This window comes from Avibacterium sp. 20-129, from assembly GCF_026226845.1.
Taxonomy (GTDB): Bacteria; Pseudomonadota; Gammaproteobacteria; order Enterobacterales; family Pasteurellaceae; genus Avibacterium.
This window is the reverse complement of sequence record NZ_JAKKOE010000001.1, coordinates 63,753-83,125: the sequence shown is the minus strand read 5'-3', so window position 1 is coordinate 83,125 and position 19,373 is coordinate 63,753. Positions and strand designations below refer to the sequence as shown.

At 39.8% G+C, this 19,373-nt stretch carries 17 protein-coding genes; 4 read left to right on the top strand and 13 right to left on the bottom strand.

What is annotated here, in order from left to right; translation table 11 throughout:
* Positions 1 to 38: 38 nt before the first annotated feature.
* The 6 genes from L5B90_RS00340 to rsmI form a co-directional block, all read right to left on the bottom strand.
* The gene (locus tag L5B90_RS00340) at positions 39 to 1,229 is read right to left on the bottom strand and encodes a lipoprotein-releasing ABC transporter permease subunit (RefSeq protein ID WP_250364572.1); all 1,191 of its coding nucleotides are present in this window, start codon (positions 1,227 to 1,229) and stop codon (positions 39 to 41) included.
* Positions 1,230 to 1,288: 59 nt separating this feature from the next.
* Positions 1,289 to 2,230 (bottom strand): 2-hydroxyacid dehydrogenase, encoded by a 942-nt coding sequence (locus L5B90_RS00335; RefSeq protein WP_250363143.1) that lies wholly within the window; start codon positions 2,228 to 2,230, stop codon positions 1,289 to 1,291.
* A gap of 84 nt (positions 2,231 to 2,314) precedes the next feature.
* Entirely contained in the window at positions 2,315 to 3,286 is a 972-nt protein-coding gene (gene cysB / locus L5B90_RS00330; RefSeq protein WP_250351673.1) for an HTH-type transcriptional regulator CysB, read from the bottom strand.
* 42 nt (positions 3,287 to 3,328) lie between these two features.
* Positions 3,329 to 4,351, bottom strand: a complete 1,023-nt coding sequence (gene rluB, locus L5B90_RS00325; protein WP_265761830.1) for a 23S rRNA pseudouridine(2605) synthase RluB — start codon at positions 4,349 to 4,351, stop codon at positions 3,329 to 3,331.
* Between the two features lie 44 nt (positions 4,352 to 4,395).
* A complete protein-coding gene (locus L5B90_RS00320) occupies positions 4,396 to 5,019 on the bottom strand; it encodes an L-threonylcarbamoyladenylate synthase (RefSeq protein WP_250350041.1) in 624 nt (207 codons plus the stop codon).
* A gap of 93 nt (positions 5,020 to 5,112) precedes the next feature.
* Positions 5,113 to 5,955 carry a 16S rRNA (cytidine(1402)-2'-O)-methyltransferase gene (gene rsmI, locus L5B90_RS00315; RefSeq protein WP_250350040.1) on the bottom strand — a complete coding sequence of 281 codons (843 nt, stop codon included), beginning with the start codon at positions 5,953 to 5,955 and terminating at the stop codon, positions 5,113 to 5,115.
* A 75-nt stretch (positions 5,956 to 6,030) separates the two neighbouring features.
* Here rsmI and L5B90_RS00310 point away from each other — a divergent pair, with 75 nt between their 5' ends.
* The 4 genes from L5B90_RS00310 to dolP are packed head-to-tail and all read left to right on the top strand — an operon-like array spanning position 6,031 to position 9,349.
* On the top strand, positions 6,031 to 7,755 hold the full coding sequence (locus tag L5B90_RS00310; protein ID WP_265761829.1) for a penicillin-binding protein activator: 1,725 nt from the start codon (positions 6,031 to 6,033) through the stop codon (positions 7,753 to 7,755).
* Positions 7,756 to 7,757: 2 nt separating this feature from the next.
* Positions 7,758 to 8,120 (top strand): YraN family protein, encoded by a 363-nt coding sequence (locus L5B90_RS00305; RefSeq protein ID WP_250350038.1) that lies wholly within the window; start codon positions 7,758 to 7,760, stop codon positions 8,118 to 8,120.
* 15 nt (positions 8,121 to 8,135) lie between these two features.
* Positions 8,136 to 8,720, top strand: a complete 585-nt coding sequence (locus L5B90_RS00300; RefSeq protein WP_250350037.1) for a D-sedoheptulose-7-phosphate isomerase — start codon at positions 8,136 to 8,138, stop codon at positions 8,718 to 8,720.
* 35 nt (positions 8,721 to 8,755) lie between these two features.
* On the top strand, positions 8,756 to 9,349 hold the full coding sequence (gene dolP, locus L5B90_RS00295) for a division/outer membrane stress-associated lipid-binding lipoprotein (RefSeq protein ID WP_250350036.1): 594 nt from the start codon (positions 8,756 to 8,758) through the stop codon (positions 9,347 to 9,349).
* Positions 9,350 to 9,438: 89 nt separating this feature from the next.
* Here dolP and oppF read toward each other — a convergent pair whose 3' ends face one another.
* The 7 genes from oppF to ggt all read right to left on the bottom strand — a co-directional run bounded on the left by oppF (position 9,439) and on the right by ggt (position 19,099).
* Positions 9,439 to 10,416: a murein tripeptide/oligopeptide ABC transporter ATP binding protein OppF gene (gene oppF / locus L5B90_RS00290; RefSeq protein WP_265761828.1), complete on the bottom strand. Its 978-nt coding sequence runs from the start codon at positions 10,414 to 10,416 to the stop codon at positions 9,439 to 9,441.
* Position 10,417: 1 nt separating this feature from the next.
* A complete protein-coding gene (locus L5B90_RS00285; RefSeq protein WP_250350034.1) occupies positions 10,418 to 11,407 on the bottom strand; it encodes an ABC transporter ATP-binding protein in 990 nt (329 codons plus the stop codon).
* A 9-nt stretch (positions 11,408 to 11,416) separates the two neighbouring features.
* Positions 11,417 to 12,328 carry an oligopeptide ABC transporter permease OppC gene (oppC, locus tag L5B90_RS00280; protein WP_250363149.1) on the bottom strand — a complete coding sequence of 304 codons (912 nt, stop codon included), beginning with the start codon at positions 12,326 to 12,328 and terminating at the stop codon, positions 11,417 to 11,419.
* A gap of 15 nt (positions 12,329 to 12,343) precedes the next feature.
* Complete coding sequence (oppB, locus tag L5B90_RS00275) at positions 12,344 to 13,264, bottom strand: oligopeptide ABC transporter permease OppB (protein ID WP_250350032.1); 921 nt, start codon at positions 13,262 to 13,264, stop codon at positions 12,344 to 12,346.
* Between the two features lie 79 nt (positions 13,265 to 13,343).
* Positions 13,344 to 14,984 carry an ABC transporter substrate-binding protein gene (locus L5B90_RS00270; RefSeq protein WP_265761827.1) on the bottom strand — a complete coding sequence of 547 codons (1,641 nt, stop codon included), beginning with the start codon at positions 14,982 to 14,984 and terminating at the stop codon, positions 13,344 to 13,346.
* 275 nt (positions 14,985 to 15,259) lie between these two features.
* Positions 15,260 to 16,897, bottom strand: coding sequence for an ABC transporter substrate-binding protein (locus L5B90_RS00265; protein ID WP_442778753.1), 1,638 nt, complete (start codon positions 16,895 to 16,897; stop codon positions 15,260 to 15,262).
* Positions 16,898 to 17,335: 438 nt separating this feature from the next.
* Complete coding sequence (gene ggt, locus L5B90_RS00260; RefSeq protein WP_442778766.1) at positions 17,336 to 19,099, bottom strand: gamma-glutamyltransferase; 1,764 nt, start codon at positions 19,097 to 19,099, stop codon at positions 17,336 to 17,338.
* Positions 19,100 to 19,373: the final 274 nt, after the last annotated feature.

Below are 19,373 nucleotides of genomic sequence, written 5' to 3'. Positions count from 1 at the left end.
TAAAATCGCGTAAAAAAGCACCGCACTATAGGATCACATTATTCATAGCGCAATGCTTCTGCTGGCTCAATTCGTGCTGCGCGGTAAGCTGGATAAATGGTTGAACATAAAGAAAATAATAAGGATAGCGCAACAATAATCACAATCTGTGAATAATTGAGTTCTGTTGGCAAACGAATATTTTCTGGATTAAACCACGCCATAAGGAAATCTAAATTTAACGTGGTTAGCACACCAAGCAGCGTTCCAATCAGCGTTCCAGTAATCCCAACCAATAACCCTTGCCAAATAAACAGACTGCGTACTTGAGATTTATTTAACCCTTGCGTTTGCAAAATCGCGATTTCCCCTTGTTTATCCACTACCATTAAGCTAAGCGAAGTAACAATATTTGAGATGGCAACCACAATAATCAGGCTAATCAGCAAGCCCATCATATTTTTTTCCATTTTGACTGCTTGGAAAAATTCCCCTTTCTGGCTACGCCAATCGACTATCTGCCATTTCTCTGGGCTGAAATATTGAGAAAGTTTGGTAATATCAAAAGGATCAGCCAAAAATAAGCGATAACCTTGCATTTGCTGTGGCGGAATACGCATCAATCGACCAATATCTGAAAGATTGGCAAACACGGCGTTTGTGTCATTTTGCCCTGAAGCAAAATAAATATCGCTAATGGTAAATAAACGCTGTACTGGCACGCGCCCAAAGGGCGTGTATTGGCTATTTTCGGTGATCATTAAACGCACTTTATCACCAATCTGTAAATGCAATTTTTGTGCTAATTGCGCACCAATCAGCAATTTAAATTCACCTGCTGGCAATAATTGTTCAAAAGTCTGCGCCTGAAAATGTGCTAATAAGGGATCATCAGAAAAGTGTTGAATACCGATCACTTGTCCTGCACTCACGCCCTGTGGCGCTTGCAAAATGACATTCGTGGTATTAATAGGAATCGCTCGCTGTACGAAAGCTGGCATTGTGGGAATGGGCGCAGCAAGGGATAAATTCCCCGATTTTGGCGTCATTATGGCGTGGGGAATCGTGGAAAGCACTTGTTTTTTTTGCTGATTTTCCAAGCCATTCATTACCGAAAGCACGATGATTAATGCCATAATGCCTAGCACAATGCCCATCATCGCAAGATTGGTGACTAATCGCCCAAAGCGATCTGCACTTTTCGCACGCCAATAGCGTAGGGCAATAAATAAAGAAATCGGTAAATTCATCATAAATATTTATCAAAATTTCCCCTGCTGAACAGGGGAAATGTCGTCCTGCAATAAAATTATTTGCCTGTTGCGACAAATTCTTCCATATTTTGTGTCACTTTTTTCACCAAAATTTCCACCGCACCATCCGATGCCCAAGCAATGTGCGGGGTAATAATTAAATTTGGTAAACGCGTTGCCGCTTGAATAAGTGGGTTATCTTTCTCAGGTGGCTCTTTCACTAATACATCTAACGCTGCGGCGGCAATTGTGCCATTTTCCAATGCTTCCACTAAGGCTTTTTCATCCACTAAAGGCCCACGCCCTGTATTGATTAAATACGCCGTCGGCTTCATTAATTTTAAGGTTTCCGCATTGATCAAATTTGTGGTGTCTGGCGTTAAAGGGCAATGTAAGGTAACAATATCCGCCTCTTGTAACACTTGCTCAAAAGGTAAATATCCCTCACGCACTGTTGTAGCCCCTTTGCGTTCCGCATAAATCACTTTCATTCCTAAGGCTTCAGCTAAACGGCCGATTTCTTTCCCCAGATTGCCTTTGCCTACAACGCCTAAGGTAGAGCCTTTTACATCGGTGATGGGGTAATCAAAATAACAAAACTGTTTGCTATTTGCCCATTTTGCACTGAGTTGATCCTTATACCAATTCATTAAACTGTGTTTTAAGGCAAAAATTAAACCCAAAACGTGTTCAGGCACGGTAACAGAAGAATAACCTGTAACATTTTTCACGACAATCCCAAGTGCTTTGGCTGCCTCTAAGTCCACATTATTTGTACCCGTAGCTGTGATCGCAATTAATTTCAATTTAGGGAGCTGTTTCATTGTTTCGCGATCAAACACGACCTTACTAGTAATGACAATATCAGCCTCTTTCGCCCGTTCAATGGTTTGCTCTGGTGAAGTATGCGCATATTCCACCCATTGATGTTCAAAATTTGGGCGTGGAATGGGAATGTGTTTTGGAATGGCTGTGCTATCAAGAAAAACAATTTTCATAAAATGCTCCTTATCTCTATTTAGGGATATCCTTTACCTTCAAAATTCACCTGCATCGTATTGCTAAATAGTGGCGGTAACAAACTAGCGAACTTCTAGCATCACGTCATCAAATAATTTTTTTACCGCATTGTTATCGTGTAAACGCTCCGCTTGCTCCACCATTGGGCGGGTTAAGTGCGGTGAAAACATATTGATAAAATCGTACATATAATTACGTAAGAAAATGCTATGTTTGAACGCAATCTGCGTCATACTCGAACGGAAAATATGGCTGGCATCAATGGCAACCAGATCGTTATCTTCTGGCGTGTGTGCCATTGAAGCCATAATGCCAACCCCTAAGCCTAATCGGACATAAGTTTTAATCACATCTGCATCGGTCGCGGTAAACACAATATTCGGCAACAATCCTGCGCTGTTAAAAGCATAATCTAAATCAGAAACGCCCGTAAAACCAAAGGTATAGGTTACCAGTGGATAGTTGCCTAATTCTTCAATAGTGAGATGTTTACATTTTGCCAAAGGGTGATCCGGTTTTACAACCACCGAACGATTCCATAAATAACACGGCAATAGAACCAAATCATCAAATAAATATTGCGCTTCCGTGGTGATCGCTAAATCCACTTCTCCCGAAAGCAAGGCATCGTAAATTTGCGTGGGTGAACCTTGATGAATATGCAGGCTCACATCAGGATATTTCTTGGAAAACCGCTCTACCACAGAAGGCAACATATAACGCGCTTGCGTGTTGGTGGTGGCGATGCGTAACACGCCGTGATTAGGCTGCGTATATTCATCTGCGACGGCTTTAATGCTTTGGGTTTTCACCAATAATTCTCGCGCAATCGCGACAATTTTTTTGCCCGCTGGGGTAAGTGCTTTGATATGTTTGCCGTTACGCTCAAAAATCTCTAAGCCTAATTCATCTTCCAACAACCGCACTTGTTTGCTAATCCCCGGTTGCGAGGTAAACAAGGTATTTGCTGCTTCCGTTACATTCAAATTTTGATTTACGATTTCAACGATATAGCGTAATTGCTGAATTTTCATCATCACTCCTTGATTAAAGTGCGGTGCTTTTTTGTTACATTTTTAGGCTTTTTTATAACGTTTATTGATGTCTGCATAACGTTTCACAGCACGGCGGATTTGCCCCGTTTTGGCACGTCTGCGTTGTTTAGTCACATCTAATTTGCTTTGCGTCTCTGGTTCAAGCCCAACTAATTCACGCAAATAATTGACATTGGTGAGATCCATTTCTTCCCACCCGCCACGCGGTAAGGTTTTCATTAATTTAATATTGCCGTAACGAATACGGATCAAACGGCTCACTTGAATGCCTTGCGATTCCCATAAACGGCGAACCTCACGATTACGCCCTTCCATTAGGGTAACATCAAACCATTGATTCATCCCCTGCCCGCCCATTGGCTTAATGGCTTTGAAATTGGCTGGCCCATCTTCTAACTGAACCCCTTTGCGTAAACGGGCGATCATTGCTTCATCGACCTGCCCAAATACGCGCACGGAATATTCACGTTCCACTTCTCGACTTGGGTGCATTAAGCGATTCGCCAATTCGCCATCCGTAGTAAATAATAATAAACCTGAGGTATTAATATCTAAACGCCCAACAGCAATCCAACGCGAACCTGTCAAACGTGGTAAGCGATCAAACACGGTGGCACGGCCTTCAGGATCGTGGCGTGTGCAGAGTTCGCCTTCGGGTTTGTAATACATCAACACACGACACACTTCTTTTTGTGCTTGTTGTAAATTCACCAGATATCCATCAATACGAATTTTTAAATTCGCATTTACCACAACGCGATCACCGAGTGTTGCCATTTTGCCGTTTACGCTGACCCGATTGGCGGCGATCATCGCTTCAATTTCACGGCGAGAACCTTGTCCTGCACGTGCCAATACTTTTTGTAATTTTTCCCCTTCGACTTTATGCGCCGCAGAAAGTGCGGTCTTTTTTACCGCACTTTTTTCTTTGCTTTCTACGTTTGATACGAAAGGCTTGGCTGTACGTTTTCTTTCAGTGTTATTTTTTTCAGCAAAACGCATTCCTTTGGTGGCATTGCGTTGCGAATAAGATGTTGATTTCATATTTCCTCTTGTCGCTTTCCCAAGCGTCTAACAATTTGAAAAGATTAAATAAATGGCGTAATTGAACCACTACCTTCACGCAAGATTACTGGCGTGTTGTCAGTTAAATCCACCACGGTTGTCGGCGCTTGTCCTAAATAGCCACCGTTAATAATTAAATCCACTTGATGTTCTAAACGATCGCGAATTTCTTCAGGATCAGATTGGGTAATACCTTCTTCCCCGGGCAACATTAAAGAACAAGATAAAATCGGCTCGCCCAAGGCATTCAATAAGGCTAACGCGATTTGATTATCTGGCACGCGTAAGCCAATGGTTTTGCGTTTTGATGTCATTAAGCGGCGTGGCACTTCTTTCGTGGCGGTGAGAATAAAGGTATAACGCCCCGGTGTGTTATTTTTAATCAGCCGATACGCCACATTGTTCACCGTGGCATAAGTTGAAAGCTCTGATAAATCGCTACACACCAAAGTGAAATTATGATTTTCTGGCAGCTGGCGAATTTGCACAATGCGATCCATTGCGTGCTTATCACCGAGCATACAACCTAAGGCATAGCCTGAATCCGTCGGGTAAACAATCACCCCGCCTTGTTTCAACATATCCACCGCTTGATTAATTAAACGCGGCTGCGGATTTTCTGGGTGTATATAAAAAAACTGGCTCATAACCTTTATCCTGTAATAATAAACTTGGGCATTATACCGAAATTCCCCGTTGATTATAGGGTTGAGGGAAAATAAATTTGTACGAAAATCACGTTACAAATTCTCCAACCCAAACTGATACAACGCATTTTTCTTATAACCATAAAGCTCGGCGACAATAGCCGCGGCTTTTTTGAGTGGAAGTTCTTTTGCGATAAGTGCTAAGGCTTTGATGGCTTGTGGTGAAAAACTTTCCTCCTCGCACTTCACATTGCCTTCTACAATCAGCACCATTTCGCCTTTGCTGCGATTTGGATCGTCACTGACCCATTGACGTAATGCCCCTATCTCATCACCATAAATCGTTTCCCACGTTTTAGTCAGCTCTCGTGCTAGCACTACATAACGTTCTGCACCGAACACCTTTTCTATATCCGCAAGACAATCTAAAATACGGTGAGTGGATTCATAGAAAATCAAAGTGCGGTCTTCTTTTGCAAGATTTTCTAATTTATCGCAACGCGCTTTGGATTTGGCAGGCAGAAAGCCTTCAAAGCAAAAACGATCTGACGCAATGCCTGAGGCACAAAGCCCTGCAATCGCCGCACACGCACCCGGAATTGGGACGATTTTAATCCCCGCTTGGCGACACTTTCTCACTAAATGAAAGCCCGGATCGCTAATCAGTGGCGTACCTGCATCAGAAATTAATGCAATGCTTGTCCCTTGCAACAGTTTTTCGCATAAAATATCGGCTTTTTGTTGTTCATTATGATCGTGCAGTGCAAAAAAAGGCTTTTTAATGCCGTAATGGCTAAGCAATAAACCACTATGGCGGGTGTCTTCAGCGGCAACTAAATCCACTTGTTCCAACACTTGTAAGGCACGTTGCGTAATATCCTGCAAATTGCCAATGGGTGTTGCCACGATATATAAAATTCCAGTTAAATTGTCCATTTTTACTTCTTTTATTTGATTTTAATTATTGAGATAAGTAAGATCCCCGAGATTGTTTTCAACAACGGAGTAATTATGACTATTCTATTACAACGCATTAATTTAAAAAATCAATTAATGCCTTTTTTATTTGCATTGCTCTTAGCAGGCTGTACCAATTTATTCGGAAACAGTTTCACAAATATGCTGAAAAACGATGCAAATGCCAGTTCTGAATATTACATCAATCAAATTCAACGCACGCAAAATCTTGAAGATCAACAAACCTATAAATTACTTGCCGCGCGTGTTTTAGTGCGTGAGAATAAAATTCCTCAAGCTCAAGCGATGTTAGCAGAATTAAACGATCTCAATGAAGAACAGCTACTTGATAAAGCGATCATTGAAGCACATATTGCGGCGGTGAAAGGAAATAATAAAGCGGCGGATACCCGTTTAAAGGCGATTGATCTTGCTTTATTAAGCCCTTCGCAAAAAGCACGTTACTATGAAGTGGTTGCACGCGTGGCAAAAAATCGTAATCAAATTATGAATGCCGTGAAAGCGCGTATTCAAATTGATTCCCTATTAACGGACAGCCAAAGAAAACAAGAAAATAATGACCGCACTTGGGCATTATTACGCAATGCAAACCGTGGCTTAATTAACAACACATCGGCAGAAGGCAGTGCCGCATTAGGTGGCTGGTTAGCATTAGCTAAGGCATATAATGATAACTTAAATCACCCAGCACAATTAAGCCAAGCCTTACAAAGCTGGAAAGCGGCTTATCCAAGACATAGCGCAAGTTATCTCTTCCCAACAGAACTGCAAGGGTTATTTAATTTCCAACAAACACAATTAAACCAAGTTGCCCTACTGCTTCCATTAAGTGGCGATGCACAGATCATTGGCAGCACCATTAAACGCGGATTTGATGATGCAAGAGGGAATTCGGATATTCAGGTTAAAGTTTTTGATACCCTTGCTACACCAGTGGAAAATATCATTGAACAAGCCAAACTAGAGGGAATTAATACCATTGTCGGTCCGTTGTTAAAACAAAATGTAGATAAATTAACCAACCGCCCTGACTTATTGCAAGGGCTAAATGTGCTTACCTTAAATTCTACTGAAAATTCTCGAGCAATTGGTCAGCTCTGCTATTATGGCTTAGCGCCTGAAGACGAAGCTGAATCTGCCGCAAATCGCATTTGGGATCAAGGTATTCAAAACCCATTTATCATTGTGCCACAAAGCGATCTTGGTCGCCGTACGGCCTCTGCCTTTAACACCCGCTGGCAACAACTTTCAGGTACAGATGCCAATATCAAATTTTATAATAATGCCGATGACATCACTTATACGCTCCAATCAGGCTTAAGCCAACCTATTCAAGCGTTATATATTGTGGCAACGAACAATCAGCTTAGTGATATTAAACTGGCAATTGATAACAGCAATATTAACCTGAAGTTATTCGCAAGTTCACGCAGTAATTCCTCAAACAATACGCCTGAATATCGCTTATTAATGGATGGGTTAGAATTTAGTGATATTCCTTTCTTTAAAGATGTGGATTCTGCACAATATAAAAAAGTAGCAAGCGTTACCAATGGTGATTACTCCTTAATGCGTTTATATGCTATGGGTGCTGATGCGTGGTTGTTAATCAATCAATTTAATGAATTACGTCAAGTTCCGGGATTCAATATCAACGGTTTAACCGGTAAATTAAGTGCGGGTCCGAACTGTAATATCGAACGAGAAATGACGTGGTATCAATACCAAAATGCCTCCGTGGTGGTATTAAGCAATTAATTATGTTTAAATCTAAACGTCATCAAGGGGCGAGCTTTGAGCAACAAGCTCGCCTTTTTTTACAATCCAAAGGGCTAAAATTTATTGCCGCCAACCAACACTTTAAATGTGGTGAACTTGATTTGATTATGCAAGATGGCGATACCATTGTGTTTGTCGAAGTGCGGCAAAGAAAAAATGATTTTTTTGGCTCTGCGGTGGAAAGCGTAGATTGGCAAAAACAGCAAAAATGGTTAGATGCCGCCAATATGTGGCTGGCTAAACAAGATTGTAGCCTCGAAGATACCGATTGTCGTTTTGATTTAGTGGCATTTGGTAATACAATACAAGACCTACAATGGATTCCCAATTTTCTTGATGAATAAGCCTGATAAATCACAATGTTAGATAAAATAAAAGATCTTTATAGCGAAAGCATACAAACCCAGATTTCAGCCTCAAGCTTATTGCCCAATGCAATTTTTCAAGCCGTGCAAAACATCGTCGCCTGCTTATTGCGTGGCAATAAAATTATTGTCTGCGGGCAAGGGCGATCTTACGCCAATGCACAATTTCTGGTGGCGAATTTACTCAATCGCTATGAATTAGAACGCCCGAGCTTTCCCTCTGTACTATTGAGTTTAGATAATGCGATTGGCTCCGCCATTATCGCCGATCGCCCTAAACAGCAATTTTATCAACGCCAATTTAATGCCGTCGCACAACAAGGGGATCTGTTGGTGGTATTTTCCCCTTTTGGTAATGAAGAAATGGTGCTAGATACCATTAATTCCGCACTAAACAAAGAAATCAGTGTCATCGCATTAACGGGCGCGAATAACGATCATATTCAAGGCTTTCTGACAGAACAGGATTTGGAAATCACCGCACCAACAGTAAAAGAAAGCCGTATTTTGGAGCATCATCTCTTTATTATTAATACGATTTGTGAGTTAATTGACCACACGCTTTTTTCTCATTCCTAGCACTCAACCGCTTACAACCCAAAAGGAGTACAACAATGAAAACAAGGAATTTAAAAAAACTAGCCCTAATTCTCGGCAGTGCATTCTTACTACAAGGCTGCGTTAGCGCCACAGTTGCCGGTATTGTTGGAGCAACAGCCGTAGCAACAAAAGTCGCCACCGATCCAAGAACAGTGGGAACACAGGTTGATGATGAAACCCTTGAAGAAAAAGTTCTACACGCCATTAATAAAGATCAACAACTTGATAGCGAAGCTCGAATCAATGTGGTTTCATATGGCGGAAGGATTCTACTTATCGGGCAAGTGCCAAATGAAAATCTAAAAGAAATTGCCACAGGGCTTGCCAAAGGTGTTGATAATGTTTCTGAAGTTTATAATGAACTGCGAGTAGGTTCCCCTATCTCTCTTGGACAAATCAGTCAAGATAGCTGGATCACCACCCAAATTAAATCCAAACTCTTTGTCAATTCAGGGGTAAAAGCCACCGATGTCAAAGTCATCACTGAAAACGGTGAAGTGTTCTTAATGGGAAACCTCACTCAACAACAAGCCGATGCCGCAACAGAGATTGCTCGCAATGTGGCTGGAGTTGTAAAGGTTATCAAGGTATTTAAATATTTAAACTAATCCGATCATTAAGTGCGGTGCTTTTTCTTTGATTTTTACAATAAAAAATCTATTAAAAAAATACCGCACTTTAATTTCAACTGCTACAGTTATACTTTAAAGCAAGCAACCAAATGCTGATTATTCCCCGTTAAACGCGGTTTGCTTAATGTACATTCTGTATCCGCTAATGGGCAACGAGTACGAAACACGCAACCAGAAGGGGGATTGATCGGGGAAGGGAGATCACCTTCGAGTAGCTGAATTTTTTTACCTCGTTCCAAATCTGGATCTGGGATTGGCACAGCAGACATCAACGCTTTGGTGTAAGGATGCTTGGTTTCGTGATAGACCTTGTCATAAGTCCCCAACTCCACTGCATTACCTAAATACATCACCAGAACGCGATCAGAAATATGTTTTACCACCGCTAAATCGTGTGCAATAAAAATCAGTGATAACCCCATTTCTTTTTGCAACGATTTAAGTAAATTGACCACCTGTGCTTGAATGGAAACATCAAGAGCAGAAACAGGTTCATCACAGATAATCAGTTTAGGCTCAATAATCAATGCACGAGCAATGCCAATACGCTGACACTGACCGCCCGAAAATTCGTGTGGATAGCGGTTAATTAAATTTGGCAATAAGCCTACTTTTAACATCATTGCTTGCACACGCTCTTTGACTTCTTGTGCAGATAAATGCGGGAAGTAAATCTTCAGTGGCTCAGCAATAATATTTCCAATCGTCATTCTTGGATTGAGTGATGCCAAGGGATCTTGGAAAATCATTTGAATATCTTTACGCGTGCTGTGCCACTGTTTTTCGCTTTGTTGGCTGAGATCGTTACCTAGCCACAAAATATTGCCACCTGCGGATTTCACCAAACCAATAATCGAACGAGCAAGGGTGGATTTTCCACAACCAGACTCACCTACCACGCCTAAGGTTTCTCCTTCATATAATTTAAACGAGACGTGGTTTACCGCGTGCAAGGTTTGCTTTTTCTTAAATAAAAAGCCTTCGTTGCTTTGCACGTTGAAATGTACGCTAAGATCTTCGACTTCAAGTAATAATTTTTTCATCTTAATTTCCTCTTAGCAGCTGAGTAGGGGCAATAAAACACGCGCGTAAACGATTTGGTGCAAATTCCTCTAATAATGGGCTATCTTTACATTGTTCCGTGGCAAATTGGCAACGTGGGCTAAACGGGCAGCCCGTTGGCAAATGTAATAAATTCGGCGGATTGCCCGGAATCGTTAAGAGTTTATCTTCTTCAGAATCTAAGCGTGGCACTGCATTGATTAAACCAATGGAGTAAGGATGCGTTGGCTGATAGAAAATTTCTTTCGCTGAGCCATATTCCATTGTTCTTCCCGCATACATCACCAGCACTTGATCACAGCTCCCTGCCACCACACCAAGATCGTGAGTAATCATAATAATTGCTGTATTAAACTCGTGTTTTAACTCATTTAATAAGGTCATAATCTGTGCTTGTACTGTTACATCTAAGGCGGTGGTTGGTTCATCGGCAATCAATAATTTTGGACGGCATAATAATGCCATTGCGATCATAACACGCTGACGCATACCACCAGAAAATTCGTGCGGATACATTGCCATTCGTTTACGTGCTTCTGGCATTTTCACCGCATCTAACATTTTTACGGATTCTTCAAAGGCTTGCTTATAGCTGTACCCTTTATGTAAAACCAGCACTTCTGTTAGCTGCTCGCCAATTTTCATATAAGGATTTAACGAGGTCATTGGATCTTGGAAAATCATCGCAATTTGCTCCGCTCTTAAGCGATTTAATTGTGATGAGGATAAACCTAAAATTTCTTCTCCATTAAAACGAGCAGAACCAGAGGTTTTACCGTTATCCGCCAATAATCCCATTAACGCAAAGGCAGTTTGTGATTTGCCCGAGCCTGACTCCCCGACAATACCGAGAGTTTCCCCAGCGTTGAGGGTAAAGGTTAAATTATTCACGGCGGTAACCTCACCATCTGGTGTTTTGAAGGTGACTCTTAAATCTTGTACATCAAGGAGAGGGTGTTTTTCGTTTTTCATTTTCTCACCTTATCGATCTTTTGGATCAAGCGCATCACGCAAGCCATCACCAATAAAATTAAAACAAAATAATGTAATTACTAAAAAAACCGCTGGAAAAATCAATAGCCAAGGGGTGGCTTCCATTGATTTTGCGCCATCATTTAATAATGCGCCCCAGCTACTAAGTGGTTCTTGCGTACCTAGCCCTAAGAAGCTTAAAAAGGATTCAAATAAGATCATTCCCGGCACGAGTAAAGAGGCATAAACCACGACAACACCTAACACATTTGGAACGATGTGTCTCCATACAATTTGCCGAGGCGAAACGCCACATACAATCGCCGCTTCGATAAATTCTTTACGTTTGAGGCTGAGCGTTTGTCCACGCACGATACGCGCCATATCCAACCAAGAGACCATTCCTATTGCCACGAAAATAAGCAAAATATTTTGCCCAAAGAAGGTCACCAATAGGATCACAAAGAACATAAAAGGGAAAGAATATAAAATCTCTAAAATACGCATTAAAATGGCATCGGTTTTGCCGCCCACATAACCCGCTGTTGCCCCATAAAGCGTACCAACTAAAACGGCGATAAATGCGCCGGCAATCCCTACTAATAAGGAAATTCGTCCACCAATGGCAAGGCGAACCAGAAGATCTCGCCCTAATCCGTCTGTGCCTAAATAATGCATTGATTCAACATCTGGCGGTGAAGCCATCATTGCCCAATCCGTGTCATCATAGCTAAAAGGCATTAACATTGGCGCAAAGGTGACAAAAAGTAAAATTAAAAACAGCACAAACAAGCTCATCACCGCCGCTTTATTACGGAAAAAACGACGTCTTGCATCTTGCCATAAACTGCGTCCTTCAACCTGTTCTAATTGCTCGCCCAATTTTTCCATCAGTGCTTGATTTTCTTTTGTTTTTATCATTTTTTTGGCACTCCATTAATAACGAATTTTCGGATCAATCACCGCATATAAAATATCGACGATGGCATTAAAAACAATGGTTAATGTTCCCACTAAAATGGTTAAACTGAGTACTAAAGAATAATCTCGGTTTAACGCGCCATTAACAAAAAGCTGACCAATTCCGGGCAAAACAAAAATGCTTTCAATCACCATTGATCCAGTAATAATCCCAACGAATGCCGGCCCCATATAAGAGATCACAGGTAATAACGCGGGACGTAACGCGTGTTTTAAGATAATACGCGACATCGGTAATCCTTTCGCTTTTGCCGTACGGATAAAATTTGAATGCAATACTTCAATCATTGAACTACGCATAATTCGAGCAATGCTGGCAATATAGGATAAAGAAAGCGCGATCATTGGTAAGATAATATTACTTAGCTGTCCCCCTTCCCAGCCGCCAGAGGGAAGCCATTTCAGCGTAATCGAAAAAATTAATATTAACAACGGCGCAACGACAAAACTCGGTACAACAACGCCCGTCATTGCAAAGGTCATTATTAAATAATCTAGCCACTTGTTTTGCTTTAATGCCGCAATCACGCCAGCAGAAATGCCGCATATCAGTGCGATTAAAAAGGCAGAAAAACCTAACTTTAAGGAAACAGGGAAAGATTGTGCAACAAGCTGATTAACCGTGTAATCCTTATATTTAAAGGAAGGGCCAAAATCACCGTGTGCTAAATCTTTCAAATAAATCCCATATTGCACCATAAGTGGCTCATTTAAGTGATATTTTGCTTCAATATTTGCGATCACTTCTGGGGGGTAATTTTTTTCACTGGAAAATGGACTACCGGGGGCAAGTCGCATCATAAAAAAAGAAACCGTGATTAAAATAAATAGGGTTGGGATCGCCTCTAAGATACGGCGAAAAATTAATTTAAGCATAATGTTATCCCACAAAGATAAAAATAACGAAAAAAACACCCGCACTTAATAATGTAAACAATGTGCGGGTGTAAAAAGATTAATGTTTAATAATATAAACGTCTTTTAAATAATAGTTTTGTGCAGGATGTGCATAAGCAAAACCTTTTACCCAAGGCTTAATCAGGCGAGGCTGCACATAATGATAAACGGGGATCAGTGCAGTATCATTGTCTAATGTTTGTTCTGCTTGTGCATAAATTTCAGCACGTTGTTCATCATTTTGTGCGTTAAATGCAGAAGCAATCAAGGCATCATAAGCAGCGTTTTTATAGAATGCTGTATTATTTGCACTGTTGGATAAATAATAATTTAAGAACGTACTCGCTTCATTATAATCGGCACACCAACCCGCACGCGCTACATCAAAATTGCCTTGATGACGCGTATCTAGATAGGTTTTCCATTCCTGATTTTCTAGGGTTACATTCACAACCCCTTGTAAATTTTTCTTCCAAATAGATTGTGCTGCACTCGCCAATTTCTTATGGTTGTCTGAGGTGTTATACAATAAGTTAAAATTTAATGGGTGTGATTTATCAAATCCCGCTTCTTTCAATAGGTTAAGCGCAGCTTGATTACGCTGATCTTGTGTCCAATTCGCCCATTCAGGATTTGCCATTTTTTCCGCGCCATTGATAAATGGTGGGGTAAAAATATAAGCAGGTTTTTGACCTTGTTGTAAGATTTTATCCGTTAAAATTTCACGCTCTAACGCTAAAGACAAAGCTTTACGCACTTTAGGGTTATCAAATGGCGCTTTGGCGGTGTTAATTTCATAAAGATAAGTACAAAGTTGCGGGGCGTGTGTTAATTGATCGCCCAACTCTTTTTTGACTTTGGCATAAAGCTCAATTGGAATTTCTTTTCCTGTCATATCTTCATCACCAGCACGGTAACGAGAGACATCTATTGAAGCGGATTCAATCGGCAATAATACGATTTTTTCTAATACAGTATGTGCATTATCCCAATAATATGGATTACGTTCTAATTCCGCTTTTTCATTAACCACCGCGGATTTTAATACAAACGCCCCATTACCAACTAAATTCCCGGGTTTTGTCCAATTATCACCAAACTGTTCTACGACGTGTTTATTCACTGGCGCTAATACATAATGTTCAACCAATTTATCCACATAAGGAACGGATTCCGTTAAATGCAACACTAACGTATGATCGTCTTTCGCCTCCACACCTAACTCAGCGGGTGAAAGTTTGCCAGCAATCACTTGATCGGCATTTTTTAATTTGACGAACTCAAGGAAACTTGAATAAGGTGAGGCAGTTTTAGGATCAGCTAAACGTTGCCAAGCATAAACAAAATCACCAGCCATCACCGGCTCGCCATTAGACCATTTCGCTTCAGGGCGTAAATGGAATGTCCACGTTTTAAAGTCGTCACTGTGTTCCCAAGAACTCGCAGCACCGGGTATAATATGCCCTTTCGCATCAGAAATCACTAATGTTTCATATAGTTGACGTGCATAATTCCCCTCAACATCGCCTTCCATTTTCTGAGGATCAAGGGTGGCAGGGTTTGAACTCACATTCCAGATTAATTCTTGCTTATCCGCTAATTGCGTGCCTTCTGGCACATTCGCCGCCATTACAGTCCCTACTGATAAAGACAATCCTAATAATGCCGACAGTAATGATTTTTTAAATAAAGTGTGCATATTTACTCCTGATTTTTTTATAAAATGGTCTTAATTAATAAAGGAATTTTTTAAACTTGTAAATAAGAAATTGCGAAATCATTGGGAATTGTCTTATTTGAGATTCATTGACACATTTCATTTATGAAAATAACGAAAAAAATGTGTATTATCTAAAGTGATGTAGGTTTAATGCTTCAAAAAAACGTATGCTGAAAATAATGTAAACAATACAACGAGACAATGTCTCGCTGTATTAGTTTAAAATGCTGCTGTAATAGGTTCTGGGCTACCGCTTAATGTTTAATAATATAAACATCTTTTAGATAATAATTTTGCCCCGGATGTTGTACCGCAAAACCTTTTACCCAAGGTTTGATCAGACGAGGAGACACATAATTATATACAGGAATAAGTGCGGTATCTTTTTCTAACACTTTTTCTGCCTGCGCATAAATTTCTGCTCTTTTTTCTTCCATAGGCTCATTAAATGATGAAGAAACCAATCTATCATATTCTGCACTTTTATAAGAAGAGATATTATTTGTGCTATTGGATAGATAGTAATTCAGAAACGTCGTCGCTTCATTATAATCTGCACACCATCTAACTCGCGCAACCTCAAAATCACCTTGATGTAAAGAATCGAGATAAGTTTTCCACTCCTGATTCTCTAAGGTAACATTTACGACACCTTGTAAATTTTTCTTCCAAATGGCTTGTGTTGCACTGGCTAATTTTTTGTAGTTATCTGAAGTGTTGTACAACAACTTAAAATTCAGAGGATGGTTGCTATCAAATCCAGCTTCTTTTAATAATTTCATTGCCTCTTGATTACGCTGTGTTTGTGACCAATTAGCCCATTCTGGTTTTGTAATCTTTTCCCCTCCATTAATAAACGTTGGAGTAAAGCTATAAGTAACATTCTGCCCTTGTTGTAATACTTTATCCGTTAAGAGGCTACGTTCTAACGCCAAAGATAATGCCTTACGTACCTTAACATCATTAAATGGTGATTTTTGCATATTGACTTCATACATATAAGTACAAAGTAATGGTGTATGATAAAGTTCATCAGGCAAATCATTTTTAATTTTTATATAAGATTCAATTGGCATTTCACCATGAGTCACATCTTCATCACCAGCACGATAACGAGCCACATCAGTTGAAGAAGACACAATAGGTAATAAAGTTACCCTGTCTAATCGAGTATGTTTATTATCCCAATAATATGGATTACGTTCTAATTCCGTTTTTTCATTCACCACAGCTGATTTTAAAATAAATGCTCCGTTTCCAACTAAATTACCCGGTTTAGTCCATTCACTGCCAAACTGCTCTATCACTTTTTTATTTACTGGTGCAAGTACGATATACTCAACTAATTTATCAACATAGGGAACAGGTTCTATCAAATGAAGGACTAAAGTATGCTCATCTTTTGCTTCAACGCCCAATTCACTTACAGGTAGCTTACCTGATACAACTTGAGCAGCATTTTTTAATTGCACAAATTCTAAAAAGGTTGCATAAGGTGCAGCGGTATTTGGATCAGCTAAACGTTGCCAAGCATACACAAAATCCCCTGCAACAACAGGATCACCATTAGACCATTTTGCATTTGGACGTAAATGAAAGGTCCACGTTTTAAAATCATTGCTATGTTCCCAAGAAATTGCCGCACCGGGTTTTATCCTTCCTTTTTCATCAGAAATAACTAAAGTTTCAAATAATTGCTGAGCATAATTTGTTTCAACAACGCCCTCTATTTTTTGTGGATCTAAAGTTGCTGGATTAGCCCCCACATTCCATACTAATTCTTGTTTTTCCGCTAAAAGCGTTCCTTCTGGCACTTCGGCAGCATAAAGCTGACCAGCAGCTAAAGCCCCTAACATTACAGCAAGTACTGATTTTTTAAACATCATTGGCATATTGACCTTCCATAATTACCACTAAATAAATATTTAATCACATATAGTGAAATTTTATTCAAAAATTAAAGCATAACTTTCATTGTTATGCAAAAGAAATTTTGCCAATCAAACTTTAAATTAGATAACAAAATTAATGCTCCTCTATAGGTTATTTTGGCTAAATACTGACAAGTCGGCAATAAATGTTAGTTATGCTTAAGATAACGATTTATTATTTAACTTGTTGATTATATTTAGTCATAAAAATTTGCACCTTGATGAGTTAGTGGCTTACTCCAGCTTTTAAGACAAATCAAAAAGCCCCTCACTTTTTTTTAATTGAGGGGAAATATTGCTCCTACTGCCTTACAAACATTCGCTCTAAGCAATTACATATTGCATAAAAAAAGCTGACTTCGTAATGAGGTCAGCTTCACAAGTTACACAATAAAAACGTTAATATCCCATTGCCGCGCCATCTGGATTACGAGGATCCGAAGCACCATAGAATCCCCCTTCAGTTACTTGAACAACTTGCTCACGCCCCATTGTCGCTTTTGTGACCACATCGTAACCTTTTTGTTTAAGCAGCTTAATAGTATCAGGGCTAATGCCTTCTTCAATACGCAGTTGATCTGGTTGCCATTGGTGGTGAACACGAGGAACAGTAATCGCCTCGGCAGGATTCATTCCATAATCAATCACGTTAGTAATACTTTGTAATACCGTTGTAATGATTCTCGCTCCACCGGGCGTTCCTGTAACCAACCAAGGTTTACCTTCTTTTAATAGGATTGTTGGCGTCATTGAAGACAATGGACGTTTTCCCGCCTGAATAGCATTTGCATCACCACCAATCAAACCAAAAGCATTAGGAACACCGGGTTTCGCCGAAAAATCATCCATTTCATTATTTAATAAAATCCCTGTTCCTTCTGCCACAATACCTGACCCAAAATTAAGATTAAGTGTATAAGTTACAGCTACTGCATTTCCCTGCTTATCCATAATTGAATAATGGGTTGTTTGATCACTTTCATAAGGGATTGGGTTTCCTTCTTTAATCTGAGTAGCTGGTGTTGATTTTTCTGGATTAATCTTCTTCACCAACTCATTTGCATAAGCTTTTGAGGTAATTCCTGTTATAGGCACCTTAACAAAATCAGGATCACCTAGATAAGTTGCACGATCTGCATAAGCTAATTTCATAGCCTCAGCGTAATGATGAATAGATTTAGCACTATTAAAACCAAATTCTTTCATTGGATAATGGGATAAAATATTCAGCAACTGAACTAAATGCACACCTCCCGAACTTGGCGGTGGCATCGTTACAACTTTATACCCCCGATACTCACCCTCAATTGGCTTACGAATTACTGCTTTGTAATTTTTCAGATCATCAAGGCTAATTAAGCCTCCGTGTTTTTCCATTTCTTGTACAATTTTTTGAGCAATTTCTCCCTCATAAAAAGCAGATTTTCCTTCTTTAGCAATAAGGCGTAAAGAATTTGCTAAATCTTGTTGAACTAAATTATCACCAAAGGTAAGTGGCTGCTCCTGATTAAAAAAGATTGCTTTTGTACTTTGCCACTTTCCTAGGTTCTCTTTCTCAATTTCTAATGTTGCCGCTAACGTTGGACTAATAACAAAGCCTTGTTCAGCCAATTTAATTGCTGGAGCGATAACTTGCTCACGGGATAACGTTCCCCATTTTTCTAATGCTAACAATAATCCCGCAACCGTTCCTGGAACACCTACAGCGGAATGAGTAAATAAAGATTTACCATCCACTAATTCCCCTTTTTCATCTAAATACATATCCCGATATGCTTTTTGTGGAGCTATTTCTCTAAAATCAATGGTAATATTTTCACCACTTTTTGCATCGTGTAGCACCATAAAACCACCGCCACCAATATTACCAGCATTAGGTAATACGACGGCTAATGCAAATCCTACGGCAACTGCCGCATCAATAGCGTTACCTCCTTGACGTAAAATATCCAAACCAACTTGGGTTGCTAAATGTTGCTCTGTGACCACCATTCCATTTTTGGCATATACAGGGTGGAAAATATCCTTACTCTGATCATAGCGCTGTGCGGCTAAAATCGATTGTTGTGTTGTCTCTGTAGAATAAGCTGGCAAAGAAACCACAGATAAAGAAAAAGGTACCGCTAACAATGCAGCGATAAGAGATTTACGAAAATGCATAATGTTGTTACCTTCCTAATAGTTCTAATTTATAGCAATATTTGATTAATGAACTATTCTCTGTTCATAATCCCAAATCCAAAAAACAGATAAATTTTTATCATATAGAAAAATTTACCTACGCTTCTTGAACCCATCTATTTTTAACAAAAAGGTAACAATTCATCAATCCTTTACTGATTATATTCCAGCTCAAAATTGCATAAAAAATACCGCACTTTGATGTTAGAGAATGATATAAACTCATAAAAAACAAAGTGCGGTGTCTTTTTAGTGA